We start from the raw sequence: 15,497 nt of genomic DNA on the forward strand, positions 1-15,497 counted from the left end.
GCCGGGCGTAGGCGGCCAGGAACTCGCGCAGGCGGGCGCCGGCCTCCCGGGGCAGCCGGAACTCCCCCTCCACGCCGCCCGTACTGGACGGGCGGACCAGCAGGGAACGGGTGGCGTAGTCGGTTTCGGCGTCATCGGCCAGGGTGCCCGGGTCCAGCAGCTCACGCAGGTACCGCCCGGCCTTGAGAATCTCGGCCGGGGAGGCGCTGTCGGCCAGGTCCAGCAGGATCGGCTCGGCCAGCGCCGCCTGCGCGTCGTCCAGGTGGGTGGTGACCTGGCTGATCGCCTCGGCCGACCCCTCGGCGAGAGTGCCGCGCGCCAGCCGGTCCCGGACGACAGGCAGGCGGGCCAGCTGGGTGGCCAGCCGGATCAGACGAGAGGCACCCGCACCGCTCATCCCCGCCAAGGCGCGCAGCCAGGCACCGGTCGAGGCGTGCCCACCACTGCCGGCACTCCTGGCCTCACCGGTGGCATGGACGCGCCCCACCCGGGCGGCGATCGCCGAGCTCAGCCGGTCCTGGGCGAACAGCAGATCCTCCGTCTCGCCCACGCACAACCCGGCATCCTCCGGCAGGTCGGTCACCGCAATCCGGGACGCGAGCTGCCGGAACTCGGCCACCAGCACCCCCGAACCCACCGACTCGCCCCAGGCCTCCGGCCCCGCCGAGCGGCCAGCGTCAGCCGAGCGGCCAGAGTCGGGGGAACGACCGGCGCCGGCCGAGCGGCCAGGATCGGGGGAACGACCGGCGCCGGCCGAGCGGCCAGGATCGGGGGAACGACCAGAGTCGGGGGAGCGGCCGTGGAGGAACTGCTGCCGTGCGTTCTGCTGCGGAATGTTCTGCTGCCCTGCGTCGCCGTATGTGTCGCTGTGCGCGTCGCCGTATGTGTCGTCGGCGGAACGCTGGGGCGGGACGTAGCCAGGATCCAGCACGGTGCCCTTCAGGAACGCGGGCAGCTCGCGTCCGCGGACGCCCTCCGCGCGGGAGGGATCCAGCACCTCGATCGGAGAACCGAGCATGAAGGCGCCCCCCTTTCGCTTCGGCGGATCCGAACAACCACCCTCACGCTATCCAGCGGCTACGACAAAACCTGGCCTTGATCCACAATAAAACCGCAGGTCAAGCACCCCATGAAAAGATCTACCTACCCACCGGCATCCGAAGATCCATCCGCCACACCCGATCAGGAGCAGCACACCAACCCGCAGACCCTCAACCCGCGAAAAACGACCGGTGCAAGATCCGGACCGCTTCAGCTCCATCGATCCTCGCGATCATGCGCGGCTACGCGATCGGCGCGCTGGGCCCGCTCAACTTCACCAACATGGCTGACGAACCCACTGTGCCCGCGACGACTTTCATGACCCGCTGATCGCTCTCGGTCTCACGATCTGAGAACTCCTTCAGCCCTGGCCACAGCACGGCGGTTATCCCACCCCACTCACCGACCCGCGCCCGCGTAGCCCTGCCCACCCGCTACGGCTCTCGACCACCGCACGGCACCCGATTGATTGCCGTGGAACTCCCACCCGCCCAGCCCTTTGGTTTCCCCTCGGGCTCCGCCCGACCCCGTCATCGCCGTGGCTCCCACACGAAAGAACAGCCAAAGCACGGCGGTTATCCCACCCACACCGCACTCACCGACCCGCGCTCGCGTTGCCTGACCACGGATGATCCGGTGCTCAACCGGCCGGTGTCGAGACAGTCAACCGGGCTGAGTGGAGATGGTCAGCCTTTTGAGGTGAGGTGGGTGGCTTTTTGGCGGTGTTCTGGGGTTTTGATTAGGGAGGGGGCTTTGTTAGGGGGTGGGAAGAAGTTTTTGTTGTAGAGGGAGCGGTTGGATTTCAGTTTGAGGATTCGGCGTACAGATTGGTCTAAGCGGGTTTGGGTTATGCGGCCGGAGTTTATGGCGGTGAGGATGGCTTCGTAGGCTGTGGGGAGGTCGGGGGGCATGAGGAGGATGTCGGCGCCGGCGAGGATGGCGCGGACGGCTACTTCGGAGTCGCCGTATTTTGCGCGGACGCCTTCCATGTTGAGGGCGTCGGTGGAGATGACGCCTTTGAAGCCGAGTTCGTTGCGGAGGAGGCCGGTGAGGATCTTCTTGGAGAGGGTGGCGGGGTCGCCGGAGGAGTCGAGGCGGGGCATGAGGATGTGGGCGGTCATGATGGCGTCGACGCCGGAGCTGATGGCGGCGCGGAAGGGTGGGGCGTCGAGGCGTTCCCATTCGGCGCGGGTGTGGCGGATGACGGGGAGGGCGGTGTGGCTGTCGGTGGCGGTGTCGCCGTGGCCGGGGAAGTGTTTGGCGGTGGCGGCGATGCCGCTGTCGTGGAAGCCCTTGACGGCGGCGCTGACCATGTCAGCGACCAGGTCGGGGTCGGAGCCGTAGGCGCGGGGGCCGATGACGGGGTTCTTCGGGTTGACGTTCACGTCGGCGACGGGGGCGAAGTCCATGGAGATGCCGAGGGCGCGGAGTTCGGTGCCGGTGATCTTGGCGGCGGCGCGGGCGTTGGCGGGGTTGCCGGTTTCGCCGAGAGTCTGGGCGCCGGGGAGTTTGGTGACCAGGTCGCCCAGGCGGGAGACCAGGCCGTTCTCCTGGTCGACGCCGATGAGGAAGGGGACGTCGGGGGAGGCGGCGCGCAGGCCGGCGGTGAGCTGGGCCAGTTGTTTCGCGTCGACGATGTTGCCGGTACCGGGGAAGAGGATCATGCCGCCGAGGTGGAATTTCTTGATCACCTGGGCGGGGGTTCCGACGCCGAAACGGGCCCGGTTTTCCTGGTGGGGGGTGTCGGCGCGGGAGCCGTACAACACGGGCATGAAGAGCTGGCCGACCTTTTCCTCGATCGTCATGCGCTGGATGGCGGCGGAGATGCGCGAGGTGGCCTCGGATTCGGTCGGGGTGATGGACGGGCTGGATAACGCGGCCGACGGGGATGGGCGCGTGGTGCGCCCGGCCGAAGAGTCGCCCGGCGACGAACACGCGACGACCATCGCGAATGTCACACAAATCCCTGCGGAAACGCGCAAACGAGCGAACGTCGCACGCACGGGCATGGAGGTCGAGGCCGCCGTCCATGCGCGTGCGAGGGGAGCCGTCATGCGCCGACCAGGTCGCCCTACCGTGCTGTGCCCAAGCATGTTCTCACCGTAGCCGGACCCACCGACAACCGCCTCTAAGATCTGGTGCGCGCGGCTCCTCCCCCGGGCCCTGTTCCACCCGGAGGAGGAGCCGCACGCGAGTCAACGACCCAAGTCCAGGCTCGATCACAATACCCAGGCCGCAAGGCCTGAGAGGGCCCAACAGCATGAGCATTCTGCCGGGCCGCTCGCCGTTATCCGGCGCCGTTCACGCAGGTGATACTTCTCGCCGCACCGGCGCCAAGAGCGGTACGTCCGAGGTCGCGAGATCCGGTTCGCCAGACCCGGTTCACCAGACCCGGTCACCGACCCCAGTCACCGACCCCAGTCACCGACCAGATCATAAGCCCAGGTCGGCCAGGCCGGGGAGTTCGTTGCGGGCGGCGGATTTGGCGGTGGTGGCGGAGAGGGCGGTGCGGGCGGCGGTGGCGGCGGTGCGGCATTGGGTGACGGTGTGGCGGCTGAGGGCGGCGCGGACCCAGGGGAGGGCGGGGGAGCCCATGGACAGGGAGGTGACGCCGAGGCCGACCAGGACGCAGGCGAGGGTGGGGTCGGCGGCGGCTTCGCCACAGACGCCGCAGGATTTGCCGGTGGTGGCGGCGCCGGTGGCGGTGAGGGCGATCAGGTCCAGGACGGCGGGGTGCCAGGGGTCCTGGAGTTCGGCGACGCCGCTGACCTGGCGGTCGGCGGCGAGGGCGTACTGGGTGAGGTCGTTGGTGCCGATGGAGAAGAAGTCGACGGCGGTGGCGAGGTGGTGGGCGCGGAGCGCGGCGGAGGGGATCTCGATCATGATTCCGGCGTTGGGCAGGCCGGCGTCGTGGCACGCGGACACGAACCAGGAGGCCTCCTCGACGGTGGCGACCATCGGCGCCATGACGTACGCCTGCGCCTGCGTGCCGGCGGCCGCCCGCGCGAGCGCCCGAAGCTGACTTCCCATCATTTCCGGATATTTCCGGAAGAGCCGTAGGCCGCGCTCGCCCAGCGCAGGATTGGGCTCCTCGCCCGACGGCGGCAGGAACGCCAGCGGCTTGTCAGCCCCGGCGTCCAACGTCCGCACCACAACCCGCCCCCCAGGAAAAGCATCGAAAACGGCACGATAAGCCGCCTCCTGCTCCTCCTCCGTCGGCGCCTCCGCACGATCGAGGAAGAGGAACTCGGTCCGGAAAAGCCCGACCCCCTCCGCCCCGTGCGCCAGCGCGGACTCCAGATCCCGCGCTCCCCCGACGTTGGCCAGCAACGGCACCGCGTGCCCGTCCGACGTCGCTCCCGGACCCATGCTCGCCGCCAGCACGGCCTCCCGGGCAGCCGCCGCCCCGAGCAGCGTGTCCACGTCGGCCCGCTCCGGCGAAAGCCGTACAGAACCGGAAGTCCCATCCACGAGCGCCCAGATCCCTTGCGGCAGCGAGGTCGCCCCCGCGCAGCCCACGATGGCGGGCACGCCCATGGCCCGGGCCAGGATGGCGGTGTGGCTGGTCGGCCCGCCTTCCTCGGTCACGAACGCGGCCACCAGATCCTTGTTGAGCAGCGCGGTGTCGGCGGGCGCGAGATCCTTGGCCACCAGCACGTACGGCTCCGCCGCCGATTCCGGCACCCCCGGCATGGGCAACCCGGTCAGCAACGCGATGGTCCGATCCCGAATGTCGTCCAGATCGGCCACCCGCTCCGCCAGATACCCCCCAGCGGCGGCCAGCAGCTCCCGATACCGCCCGAACGCCTCGAAAACCGCGCGCGGCGCGGCCGTGCCCTCGTCGATGAGCTCGGCGACCCCGACTTCGAGCCCGGGATCGCGCGCCATCATGGCCTGCGCGCCCAGCACGTCCTGAGCCGCTCCCCCGGCCTTGGCCCCCCGCGCCTCAAGATCGTCGGCGACCCGCTCCAGCGCGTCCGCGGCCCGCTTCCGCTCGGCCGCCGCCTCCCCGTCATACCGCGAACCGGGCGCGGGTTCCGGAATCGCCCCGACCAGCACGTGTACGGGACCGTACCCGGCCCCCGGACTGACCCCCGAGCCCCGCAACACCACAGAGGTCGTCATGTCAGGTCGCCGACGCTATGGCCGCGAGCTGGTCGAGGACCGAGTCGGCCCCGTCCCCGTCGGCGCTGATGATGATGGTGTCGCCATGCCGGACGTCCAGCGCGAGCACCGACAGGATGCTCTTGGCGTTGACCGGGGTCCCGCCGCTGCCCATTTTCACGACGGTCACGTCCATCGGCGCTTTCGTCGCGGTCTGGACGAACGTCGCGGCGGGGCGGGCGTGCAGGCCCACCTCGGATTCGACGGTTACCTTGCGCTCGGCCACGGAAACTCCTCTACTACGCGGGCGGTCCAGACCACCCGGTTATTGGCCATTTCACACCAGTGAGATCGGCCACGACCAGATCTGCATGCGCCAATTCGCCGGGATGATGGGTGGTCGCGAGTCCCACGCATGTCATACCCGCCGCTCTCGCCGCGGCAATCCCGGCGAGCGAGTCCTCGAAAACCACGCAGTCGGCGGGTTCCACCCCTAACCGAGCGGCCGCCGTCAGGTACGCCTCCGGGTCCGGTTTCCCGGCCGTCACGTCCTCGGCGGTGACTATGGTCCGGACCAGGTCGTACACCCCGAGCCAGCGCAGCCGGTCTTCGGCCCACCAGCGGCGCGCGGAGGTGACCAGCGCGGTCGGCGCGCCGGAGGCGGCGACCGCGTGGACGAACTCGGCCGCGCCAGGCACGACCTCAACCTCGGGCAAGCCGGGCAGCGCCAGGTAAGAGTTGATCTCAACCATCAGCGCGTGCATGTCGTAACCCGGCAACATCTCGCCCAGCACGTCGGGCCCTCGGCGGCCCATGAACCCGCGCAGCACGTTCTCGTCGTGCTCGACGCCATGGCTGTCCAGCAGCATGCCCCAGACGACGAGGCTGCGCGCCTCGGAGTTGATCAGCGTGCCGTCCAGGTCGAACAGCGCCGCGGGCCTCATCCCCATTGGAACAGCTCATCTCCGGCATGTACGGGACCCGCAGCCACCCGCAGGACCGACGAGGCGGGCGCGTCCAGCGCCACCACGGGACAGATCGGCGAGCGGCCACCCGCTTCGATGGCCGCCGGATTCCAGGACACCACCGGCTGCCCGGCCGGCACCAGGTCGCCTTCGTCGGCCAGCAACTCGAAGCCCGCCCCCTTCAGCTGGACCGTGTCGATCCCCAGGTGCACCAGCACGCCGCGCCCGTCCGCGCCCACGATCACGTACGCGTGCGGGTGCAGTTTCACGATCGTCCCGGAGATGGGGGCGAGCGCCAGACCGGGCTCGCGCGCCGGGTCGATGGCCGCGCCCGGACCCATCATGGCCTGCGAGAACACCGGATCCGGCACGGCGGACAGGCTGATCGCCGCACCCGCCATCGGGGCCAGCACAGGTGTCAACAAGATCCCCCTCAGCCGATGATGTCCTCGATGTCGCTGGCGATCGTGTCGGCCTCCGGACCCACGATGACCTGGATGATGTTGCCCGCCGACATCACCCCGTGCGCGCCCGCGGCCTTGAGCGCGGCCTGATCCACCTTGGCGGCGTCCCGAACCTCGGTGCGCAACCGGGTGATGCAGGGGTCGATCTCGATGATGTTGTCCACCCCACCGAGACCGGCGATGATCGCCCGCGCGTCTGCCGCCATGGTCAGCCTCCTCGTTACGGATCCGTGACTCACCCTAATCGGTCTGGGTGACCTTGTTCAGGCCCCGCGGAGCGTCCGGATCGATCCCGAGCCTGCGCGCCAGCGCCTCGGTGAGCAGCTGCCCGGGGACGATGAGGCCGAGCGGCGCGACCCACTCCGGCAGGTCGGGCCCGTGCAGCGACGCCGTCGAGACGGCCGCCAGCCGGGCCCCGCCCCCAACCCCGAACGAGGCCGCGCCCGCTCCGGTCACCCGCTCGGCCAGCGCGATCGTCCCGGGCAGGGTCGGCCCGTCCTGGGCGGCGACCAGAATGGCCGGCGTGTCCTCGTCCACCACCGCGATCGGCCCGTGCAGCAGATCGGCGTAGGAGAGCCCCATGGCGTGCAGGTAGCAGGCCTCCTTGAGCTTCAGCGCCAGTTCCAGCGCCGTGGAGAAGGCGAGTCCCCGTCCCGACACCACGACACCCGGTTTGTCCGCCAGGCCTTCCACGAGCGCGTCGAGATCGCCGGGATTGTCGATGAGCTTGTCCACCGCGTCCGGCACCCGGTCCAGGTCGGCCGCGTTCACGTCCGCCCCCAGGCCCAGCGCGAGCACCGCCATCGCGGCCAGCTGGGTGGTGTAGGTCTTGGTGGCCGGAACCGCCTTCTCCTCCCCCGCGACCGTGCACAGCGCCAGATCGGCGGCGAGCGCCAGCGGGCTCTCCGGCCCGCCGTTGGTGATCGCCACCGTCCGCGCCCCGCAGTCCCTGGCCCACTCCAGCGTCTCCACGATCTCCTCGGTACGCCCCGACTGGGAGACCGCCACCGCGAGCACCCCGTCCAGGTCCAGCCGCCGCCGGTAGGTGGTGGCGATCGACGGCGCCGCCAGGGCGGACAGGCGCCCGGCGTGCGCCTCGATGAGGTATCGGCCGTAGACTGCGGCGTTGTCGGATGTCCCCCGGGCGATGAACAGCAGCTGACGGGTTTGTTCCCCCAGTCGCCGTACCTCCCCGACCTGCGGCAGCAGGGCGTCCAGTGTGGCCCGGAGCGCGGCGGGCTGTTCGGCTATCTCGCTACGCATTTTCGTCGTCATCTGGTGCTCATCCCGTTATAGGTCCGTACGTTGACAGAGAATTCGGGCCTGTGGTCTAGTCCGGACTAGACCAGTAGGAACCCTACCTAATACGAGAGGGGAGGCAACAGTGGCCCAGATCGATCCCGACAGCCCGGTGCCCAAGTACTTCCAGCTGCGCGAGATCCTGCTGGACCTGATCGAGAGCAACGAACTCCCGATCGGCGCGGCGATCCCGTCCGAACGTGAGCTATGCCAGCGTTTCGGCCTCTCCCGAATGACCGTACGCCAGGCGGTCGATCACCTGGTCTCCGAGGGGCGCCTGCATCGTGTCCCCGGCAAGGGCACCTTCGTCGCCCGGCCGAAGATCGAGCTGGCGCTCCAGCTCACCTCCTTCAGCGACGACATGCGCGCCCGGGGCCTGGAGCCCGGCTCCCGCGACCTGGATCGCCGGGTGGTCAGGGCCAGCGCCCATCTGGCCCGCGAGCTCGGCATCCAGCCCGGCGACGCGGTGCACTTCATCGAGCGCCTGCGCACGGCGGACGGGGAACCGCTGTGCGTCGAACGCGCGCACATCCCGGTGGCGCTCGCCCCCGACCTGGACGCCTACGACCTGTCCGGCCGCTCCCTCTACGCGCTGCTCGAATCGCGGTACGGACTCGTGCTGGACGCCGGAGAGCTGACCATCGACGGCGGCATCGCCGATCCGAGCGACGCCGACCTGCTCAAGCTGCCTCGCGGCGGCGCCGTGCTGCTCCTGGCCCGGCGTTCGTATGCCGGTGGGGCATGCGCGGAACTCGGGGTATCGACCTATCGTGCCGACCGCTACCAGCTCCGCACCCTCCTGGAGCCGAGGCGCTAACCTCCCCTCTCCCTGGAGGATCACATATGAGTTCCACCGTGATGAGCGTGCTCCAGCGCCTCGGCCGGTCGCTGATGTTGCCGATCGCCGTGCTGCCCGCCGCGGCGCTGCTGCTGCGCTTCGGCCAGCCCGACATGCTGGGCTCCAACGGCGCGGAGCCGGGCGGCTTAGCCGACGTGGCCGGGTTCGGCTGGATGGCGAACGTGGCGAAGGTGCTGGCCAACGCCGGGGACGTGCTGTTCGGCGCGCTGCCGCTGCTGTTCGCGATCGGGGTCGCGATCGGCTTCGCCCGCAAGTCGGACGGCTCCACGGCGGTGGCCGCGCTGGTGGGATATCTCATCTTCGACCGGGTCTCCAAGGGCCTGTTCTTCGACGCGCCGGCGGCGGATGTCGTACATCAGCGGGTGGCGCAGCAGGTCGTGGGGGCGGACGGCAAGCCGGTCGAAGCGATCAACTGGGCGGCGGGGAATCCGACGGGAGTGCTCGGCGGCATCGTCATCGGCCTGGTGGCGGCGCTGCTCTGGCAGCGGTACTACCGGATCAAGCTGCCGGCCTGGCTGGCGTTCTTCGGCGGGCGCCGGTTCGTCCCGATCGTCACCGCGTTCGCGGGCGTGCTGCTGGGCGTCGTGTTCGGCCTGGTGTGGCCGCCTATCGGGGAGGTGATGAACAACTTCGGCTCCTGGCTGGCCGACCACAACGAGGTCGGCGCCGGGGTGTACGGCACCGCCAACCGCCTGCTCATCCCGCTCGGCCTGCACCACATCATCAACTCCATCGTCTGGTTCCAGGTGCCGGGCTGCGCGGTCAACGGCACCCAGTTCACCGGCGACCTGACCTGCTACCTGCAGGGCGCGGACGGCGCGGGCTCCTTCATGACCGGTTTCTTCCCGGTGATGATGTTCGGCCTGCCGGCCGCCGCGATCGCCATCTGGCGGGCCGCCCCGCCGCACCGCCGGACGGCGGTCGGCGGCATCATGATCTCCGCCGCGCTGGTCTCGTTCGTCACCGGCATCACCGAGCCGATCGAGTTCGCGTTCATCTTCGTCGCGCCGGTGCTGTTCGTGGTGCACGCGCTGCTGACGGGCCTGTCCATGGCGCTGCTGGCGGCGCTGGACGCGCGGCTCGGCTTCGGCTTCTCGGCCGGGGCCACGGACGCGCTGCTGAACATCGGCAAGGGCAACACGCACAACTTCTGGCTGGTCATGCTGGTCGGGGTGATCTACGCGGCGGTCTACTACGTGGTCTTCAGCTTCCTGATCAGGCGGCTGAACATCATGACCCCCGGCCGGGAGCCGGAACCGGACGTGGATTCCGGCGAAAGCACCGAAACGACACAGTCCCGGGCCTAGCTTCTTCGCATACAGTGAGCCGCGGGGGTGGGTCCATGTTGACGATCCGGTTACTCGGACGCCCGGCCATCGAACGTGACGGCGTGGCGATCCGGCCGCCGCGCGGGCGCAAAGCGTGGGCCCTGCTCACCTACCTGCTGCTGACCGAACGCCCGCAGAGCCGCAGGCACCTCTCCGAACTGCTGTTCGCAGACGCCGACGATCCGCTGGGCGCGCTCCGCTGGACGCTGGCCGAACTCCGCAGAACCCTCAACATTCCCGACGTGCTGACCAGCGACCCGGTGATCACGGCGTTCGGCGACAACGTGATCGTGGATGTGAATCTCGTCACCCGCGACGACACCGATCCCGCCCCGCTGCTGAAGGCGGGCGGCGAGCTGCTCGAAGACATGAACCTGGCCTCCAGCTCGGCGTTCGAGTCCTGGCTGCTGGTGGAACGGCACCGCGTGTCGGCCCGGATCGAGGCGCGCTGCCGCCAGGTCGCCGTCTCGCTGCTGGCCGCGGGACAGGCCAGGGACGCCATCGGGTACGCGGCCCGGGCGGTTGCCCGCAATCCGCTCGAAGAGGGCAACCACGAGCTGCTGGTCCGGAGCCTGGCCGCCACCGGAGACCGGGTCGCCGCGCTGCGGCAGGTCGTGGTCTGCGAGGACATCCTGCGGCGGGAACTCGGCCTGGAAAGCTCCGCGGCGCTGCGCGAGGCGGCGACCGTGAGCACGGGAAACGCGGTGGCCCCGCCGCTGAGCGGCCGGGCGGCCGGATCGAGCCAGCTCGACGCGGGCCGGGCCGCCATCGTGGCCGGGGCCGTGGACGCGGGGCTGCAGTGCCTGCGCCGGGCCGTGACCGAGGCGTCCCGCTACGGCGACCCCGGCCTGCAGGGCCGGGCGCTGGCCGCCCTCGGGGCCGCGCTGATCCACGCGGTTCGAGGCCGGGACGAGGAAGGCTCGATCGCGCTGCATGAGGCGATCCAGCTGACCACCCTGACGGGCGACCGGGCGACGGCGGCGCGGGCCTACCGGGAGCTCGGCTTCGTGGAGGTGCAGGCGGGGCGGCGGGACACCGCCGAGGAGTGGCTGACCAAGGCCCAGGCGGCGGCCGAGACCGACGCCGAGTTCGCCGCGCTGCTCGGGCTGCGCGGGATGAACGCCTCCGACTTCGGCGACTACCCGGCGGCGTTCGGCTATCTGATCGAGTCGGTCGAGCGGGCTGCCCGCTGCGCGGACCACCGGCAGGAAGCCTGGTCGCTATCCATCCTGGCCCGCGCCCACCTGCTGCGCGAGGAGAAGAACGAGGCCGCCGCGGCACTCCAGCGATCGCTGGAGCTGATCTTCCAGCAGCGCTGGATGGCGTTCCTGCCCTGGCCGCAGACATTCCGGGCCCAGCTCGATCTCGACGCCGGGAACCTGGACGCGGCCGGGGACACGCTCGAACACGCCTGGGAGCTGGCGTGCCAGCTCGGCGATCCGTGCTGGGAGGGCATGGCCGCGCGCGGGCTCGGCCTGCTCAACGCGAGCCGCGCCGACTACGCGACGGCGCTGAAATGGCAGGACGAGGCGGCGTTCCGGTGCATCCGGGTGCCGGACCGCTACCAGTGGGTCCACGCGTACGCGCTGGACGCCGCGGTCACCACCGCGCTGAAGCACGAGGACGTGGCACGGGCGACCCCGATGCTGGACACCCTGGCGACCCTGGCCGCCCACTGTGACATGCGGGAATTCGTGGTGCGCGCGCACGTGCACCGGTGGCGCCTCGGGGACGGCGCCGCGCTGGGGACCGCGCGGCTGCTGAGCGCGAGCATCGACAATCCGGCGCTGGAGGACCTGCTGCGCTGATCGGTTGCGGTCGGCCGGTTCCCCGAAGCTGGTGCTCAGAAAGCGGGGAGCTTTGGTGGATCTTCGTGGCGACTGCGGGCGAATCGCCGTACCGACGGCTGCCGGGATCCGGAGAAGTTGGCGCGGGCATATTTCGCCGGGTGGGCCGGAATCTCTTGTAGGGGTCTGATTGTCCGACCCCCTCGGAGACTCGATGCCCCAGCCGATCCCCCTCCCCCGGCTCGTGCCCGTCCCCCCAGCCGACCCGCCGTACGACGAGCAGCCGCGAACCACCGGATCCCTGGCCCTGGCGCCCCAGCCCGTACGGGACCGGCGGCCGCTGGCGATCGGGACATCCGGCTCCATCCCCGACGAACGACGCCTGCGCGGCCTCGGCCAGGCGCTCGCCGAGATCCTCGCCGGTCGGAGACCACCCGAGACCATCCAGGACCGCATGTCCGAGCGCGCCTACACCGAACTGATCCGAGCCGGAAAGATGATCGAAACCCCGCGCGCGCCGATGGTCGGCGTCCCCCACGTGCAGTCCCCTCGCCCCGGAGCGGTGGAAATGTGCCTGCTCGTACACTGCGGCCCCCGCAGCCGCGCCCTCGCCATCCGCCTGGAGAAGTTCGGCGCCCAGTGGCTGATCACCGACTTCGAAACCGCCTGAGACGACGAAAGCCCGCGCCACCAGGGCGCGGGCTCCGTCAGAATCGTTCAGGCGTTCGCGTGCTTCGGGTCTCCGTGGCAGCGCTTGTACTTCTTGCCGGATCCGCACGGGCACGGCGCGTTACGCTCCACGTTCCCGTAGGCGGCCCGCTGCTCCGGCGTCGACCGCACCCGGTTGACCTCGACCTCGCCGCTCTCCCCGGGAGCGGAGTAGATCATCTCCGCGGGACGGGAGGGCCGGCGCAGCGCCCTGGAGATGATCGAGCTGGCTTCGGCGACGGCCGCGTCGCCCTCGCCCTCCTCGTAGCTGATCGGGTTCTCCTGAACCTGGATCTGCACGCTGAACAGCCAGCGGACCGACTCCTCCTTGATGCCGTCGAGCATCGCGGCGAACATCTCGTAGCCCTCGCGCTGATACTCGATCAGCGGGTCCTTCTGGGCATAGGCGCGCATGCCGATGCCCTCCTGGAGGTAGTCCATCTCGTAGAGGTGCTCGCGCCACTTCCGGTCGATGACCGAGAGCACGACCGTGCGCTCCACCTCGCGGATGACCTTGGTGCCGAACTCCTCCTCGCGCAGGTCGTAGGCGCTGAGCGCGTCCACCTTCATCTTCTCGGCGATGAAGGCGCCGTCCAGGTCGGCCTTGGAACCCCCGGCCTCCTCGATCAGCTCGGCGGCCGTGACCTTGACCGGGTAGAGCTCGCCGAACGCCTTCCACAGCTTGTCGAGGTCCCACTCCTCGGCGAAGCCCTCGGAGGTGGCGGCCTTGACGTAGTCGTCCACCACCTCGCCGATGAAGGTGCGGACCTGCTCGTGCAGGTCGGCGCCCTCCAGCACGCGCTGGCGCTCGGCGTAGATCACCTTGCGCTGGCGGTTCATGACCTCGTCGTACTTGAGGACGTTCTTGCGGATCTCGAAGTTCTGCTGCTCGACCTGGTGCTGGGCGGAGGCGATGGCCTTGGAGACGATGCCCGACTCGATCGGCTGGTCCTCGGGGATGTTCAGCCTGGTCATGATCATCTCGACCCGGGCCGAGTTGAACAGCCGCATCAGGTCGTCCTCGAGGGACAGGTAGAAGCGGGACTCGCCGGGGTCGCCCTGCCGGCCGGACCGGCCGCGGAGCTGGTTGTCGATGCGGCGCGACTCGTGCCGCTCGGTGCCCAGCACGTAGAGGCCGCCGATGGAGACGACCTCCTCGTGCTCGGCCTTGACGGCCTCCTTGGCCTTCTCCAGCGCCTCGGGCCACGCCTTCTCGTACTCCTCCGGAGTCTCCACCGGGTCCAGGCCGCGCTGGCGCAGCTCCAGGTCGGCGCGGAACTCGGGGTTGCCGCCGAGCATGATGTCGGTGCCTCGACCGGCCATGTTGGTGGCCACCGTGACCGCGGCCTTGCGGCCCGCCTCGGCGATGATCGCGGCCTCGCGGGCGTGGTTCTTCGCGTTCAGCACCTCGTGGCGCACGCCCTGGCGCTTCAGCATCCGGGACAGGCGCTCGGACTTCTCCACGCTGGTGGTGCCGACCAGGACCGGCTGGCCCTTCTCGAACCGGGTCTTGATGTCGTCCACGCAGGCCTGGAACTTGGCGTCCTCGCTCTTGTAGACGACGTCGGCCTGGTCCTTGCGGATCATCGGCATGTTGGTCGGGACCGGGACCACGCCCAGCTTGTAGGTCTGGTGGAACTCGTTCGCCTCGGTGGCGGCGGTGCCGGTCATGCCGGCCAACTTGCCGTACAACCGGAAGTAGTTCTGGAGGGTGATGGTGGCCAGGGTCTGGTTCTCGTCCTTGACCTTGACGCTTTCCTTGGCCTCGATGGCCTGGTGCATGCCCTCGTTGTAGCGGCGGCCGTGCAGCACGCGGCCGGTGAACTCGTCGACGATCAGGACCTCGCCGTCGACGACGATGTAGTCCTTGTCCTTCTTGAACAGTTCCTTGGCCTTGAGGGCGTTGTTGAGGAACTGCACCAGATGGGTGTGCTCGGGCTTATAAAGGTTGTCGATGCCGAGGATGTCCTCGACCTTCTCGACGCCCGCCTCCAGGATGCCGACGGTGCGCTTCTTCTCGTCGACCACGTAGTCGCCGGTGCTGTCCTGGCCGTCCTTGCCCTCGGTGCCCCGGCGCAGCCTCGGCACGATCTTGGAGAACTCGGCATACCACTTGCCGGACTGCTCGCCGGGGCCGGAGATGATCAGCGGGGTCCGCGCCTCGTCGATGAGGATGGAGTCGACCTCGTCGACGATCGCGTAGTGGTGCCCGCGCTGCACGCACTCCTCGCTGGACTGGGCCATGTTGTCACGCAGGTAGTCGAAGCCGAACTCGTTGTTCGTCCCATACGTGATGTCCGCGCCATACTGCTTGCGGCGCTCGTCGGGGGGCATGTTGGCCAGGATCACGCCGACCTCGAGGCCGAGGAAGCGGTGCACCCGGCCCATGGTCTCGGCGTCGCGCTTGGCCAGGTAGTCGTTGACCGTGACGACGTGCACGCCCTTGCCGGCGATGGCGTTGAGGTAGGCCGGCAACGTACAGGTCAGGGTCTTGCCCTCACCGGTGCGCATCTCGGAGATGTTGCCCATATGGAGGTTGGCGCCACCCATGAGCTGCACGTCGAAGTGCCGCTGGCCGAGCACCCGGCGGGCGGCCTCGCGCACGGTGGCGAACGCCTCGGGAAGCAGATCGTCAAGAGACTCGCCGGCCGCGTGCCGCTGCTTGTAGTCCGCGGTCAGCTCGCGCAGCTCGGCGTCGGTAAGGCTCTTGAAATCTTCTTCAATGGAATTGACCTGCTCGGCGAGGCGCTTGAGCTTACGCAGAGTCTTGCCTTCGCCGGCGCGAAGAATCTTGTCGAGAATGGCTGCCACGGTTAGTAAAGCTCCTCGCAGGTCTACCCCGGCTCATCCACCGGGGTTGAGGACAAGACATACTTCCCCGAAGCCATCGTAGGCGGTTCCACCACCGGACACAGCCACCCGACACAGCCGTCTGACGCCGG

14 protein-coding genes are annotated in these 15,497 nt (G+C 69.5%); 5 read left to right on the top strand and 9 right to left on the bottom strand.

Annotated elements, in window-relative coordinates; translation table 11 throughout:
• The coding region (locus Amac_RS53630; RefSeq protein ID WP_170322476.1) for a 13E12 repeat family protein at nt 1-1,018 on the bottom strand (1,018 nt) is incomplete at its 3' end.
• A 709-nt stretch (nt 1,019-1,727) separates the two neighbouring features.
• A complete protein-coding gene (gene nagZ, locus Amac_RS14180; RefSeq protein ID WP_246268329.1) occupies nt 1,728-2,846 on the bottom strand; it encodes a beta-N-acetylhexosaminidase in 1,119 nt (372 codons plus the stop codon).
• Between nagZ and Amac_RS56105 the strand changes: the two genes are divergently transcribed.
• A complete protein-coding gene (locus tag Amac_RS56105) occupies nt 2,812-3,147 on the top strand; it encodes a hypothetical protein (RefSeq protein WP_246268330.1) in 336 nt (111 codons plus the stop codon). The genes nagZ and Amac_RS56105 overlap by 35 nt on opposite strands.
• 327 nt (nt 3,148-3,474) lie before the next feature.
• On the opposite strand, the gene ptsP is transcribed toward Amac_RS56105, so the two are convergent.
• Genes ptsP through Amac_RS14210 form a run of 6 tightly spaced genes read right to left on the bottom strand, consistent with a single transcriptional unit; the run spans nt 3,475 to nt 7,849 of the window.
• Nucleotides 3,475-5,166, bottom strand: a complete 1,692-nt coding sequence (gene ptsP, locus Amac_RS14185; RefSeq protein WP_155354828.1) for a phosphoenolpyruvate--protein phosphotransferase — start codon at nt 5,164-5,166, stop codon at nt 3,475-3,477.
• 1 nt (nt 5,167) lies between these two features.
• Nucleotides 5,168-5,431, bottom strand: coding sequence for an HPr family phosphocarrier protein (locus tag Amac_RS14190; RefSeq protein WP_155354829.1), 264 nt, complete (start codon nt 5,429-5,431; stop codon nt 5,168-5,170).
• A 13-nt stretch (nt 5,432-5,444) separates the two neighbouring features.
• Entirely contained in the window at nt 5,445-6,095 is a 651-nt protein-coding gene (locus Amac_RS14195; protein WP_246268331.1) for an HAD family hydrolase, read from the bottom strand.
• Nucleotides 6,086-6,532 carry a PTS sugar transporter subunit IIA gene (locus tag Amac_RS14200; RefSeq protein ID WP_155354886.1) on the bottom strand — a complete coding sequence of 149 codons (447 nt, stop codon included), beginning with the start codon at nt 6,530-6,532 and terminating at the stop codon, nt 6,086-6,088. The genes Amac_RS14195 and Amac_RS14200 overlap by 10 nt, the downstream gene beginning before the upstream one ends.
• Before the next feature lie 11 nt (nt 6,533-6,543).
• Entirely contained in the window at nt 6,544-6,780 is a 237-nt protein-coding gene (locus tag Amac_RS14205) for a PTS sugar transporter subunit IIB (protein WP_155354830.1), read from the bottom strand.
• Between the two features lie 34 nt (nt 6,781-6,814).
• A complete protein-coding gene (locus Amac_RS14210) occupies nt 6,815-7,849 on the bottom strand; it encodes an SIS domain-containing protein (protein ID WP_155354831.1) in 1,035 nt (344 codons plus the stop codon).
• Between the two features lie 109 nt (nt 7,850-7,958).
• Here Amac_RS14210 and Amac_RS14215 point away from each other — a divergent pair, with 109 nt between their 5' ends.
• From Amac_RS14215 to Amac_RS14230, 4 genes are all read left to right on the top strand, one after another.
• The gene (locus Amac_RS14215; RefSeq protein WP_155354832.1) at nt 7,959-8,690 is read left to right on the top strand and encodes a GntR family transcriptional regulator; all 732 of its coding nucleotides are present in this window, start codon (nt 7,959-7,961) and stop codon (nt 8,688-8,690) included.
• Between the two features lie 26 nt (nt 8,691-8,716).
• On the top strand, nt 8,717-10,039 hold the full coding sequence (locus Amac_RS14220) for a PTS transporter subunit EIIC (protein ID WP_155354833.1): 1,323 nt from the start codon (nt 8,717-8,719) through the stop codon (nt 10,037-10,039).
• 35 nt (nt 10,040-10,074) lie between these two features.
• The gene (locus Amac_RS57315; protein ID WP_155354834.1) at nt 10,075-11,868 is read left to right on the top strand and encodes an AfsR/SARP family transcriptional regulator; all 1,794 of its coding nucleotides are present in this window, start codon (nt 10,075-10,077) and stop codon (nt 11,866-11,868) included.
• A gap of 193 nt (nt 11,869-12,061) precedes the next feature.
• Nucleotides 12,062-12,517: an Rv3235 family protein gene (locus tag Amac_RS14230; protein ID WP_155354835.1), complete on the top strand. Its 456-nt coding sequence runs from the start codon at nt 12,062-12,064 to the stop codon at nt 12,515-12,517.
• A 47-nt stretch (nt 12,518-12,564) separates the two neighbouring features.
• Here the strand turns inward: Amac_RS14230 and secA are convergent, their stop codons facing one another.
• Complete coding sequence (gene secA, locus Amac_RS14235) at nt 12,565-15,366, bottom strand: preprotein translocase subunit SecA (protein WP_155354836.1); 2,802 nt, start codon at nt 15,364-15,366, stop codon at nt 12,565-12,567.
• Between the last annotated feature and the right edge of the window lie 131 nt (nt 15,367-15,497).

The sequence above is a fragment of the Acrocarpospora macrocephala genome, assembly GCF_009687865.1.
GTDB lineage: Bacteria > Actinomycetota > Actinomycetes > Streptosporangiales > Streptosporangiaceae > Acrocarpospora > Acrocarpospora macrocephala.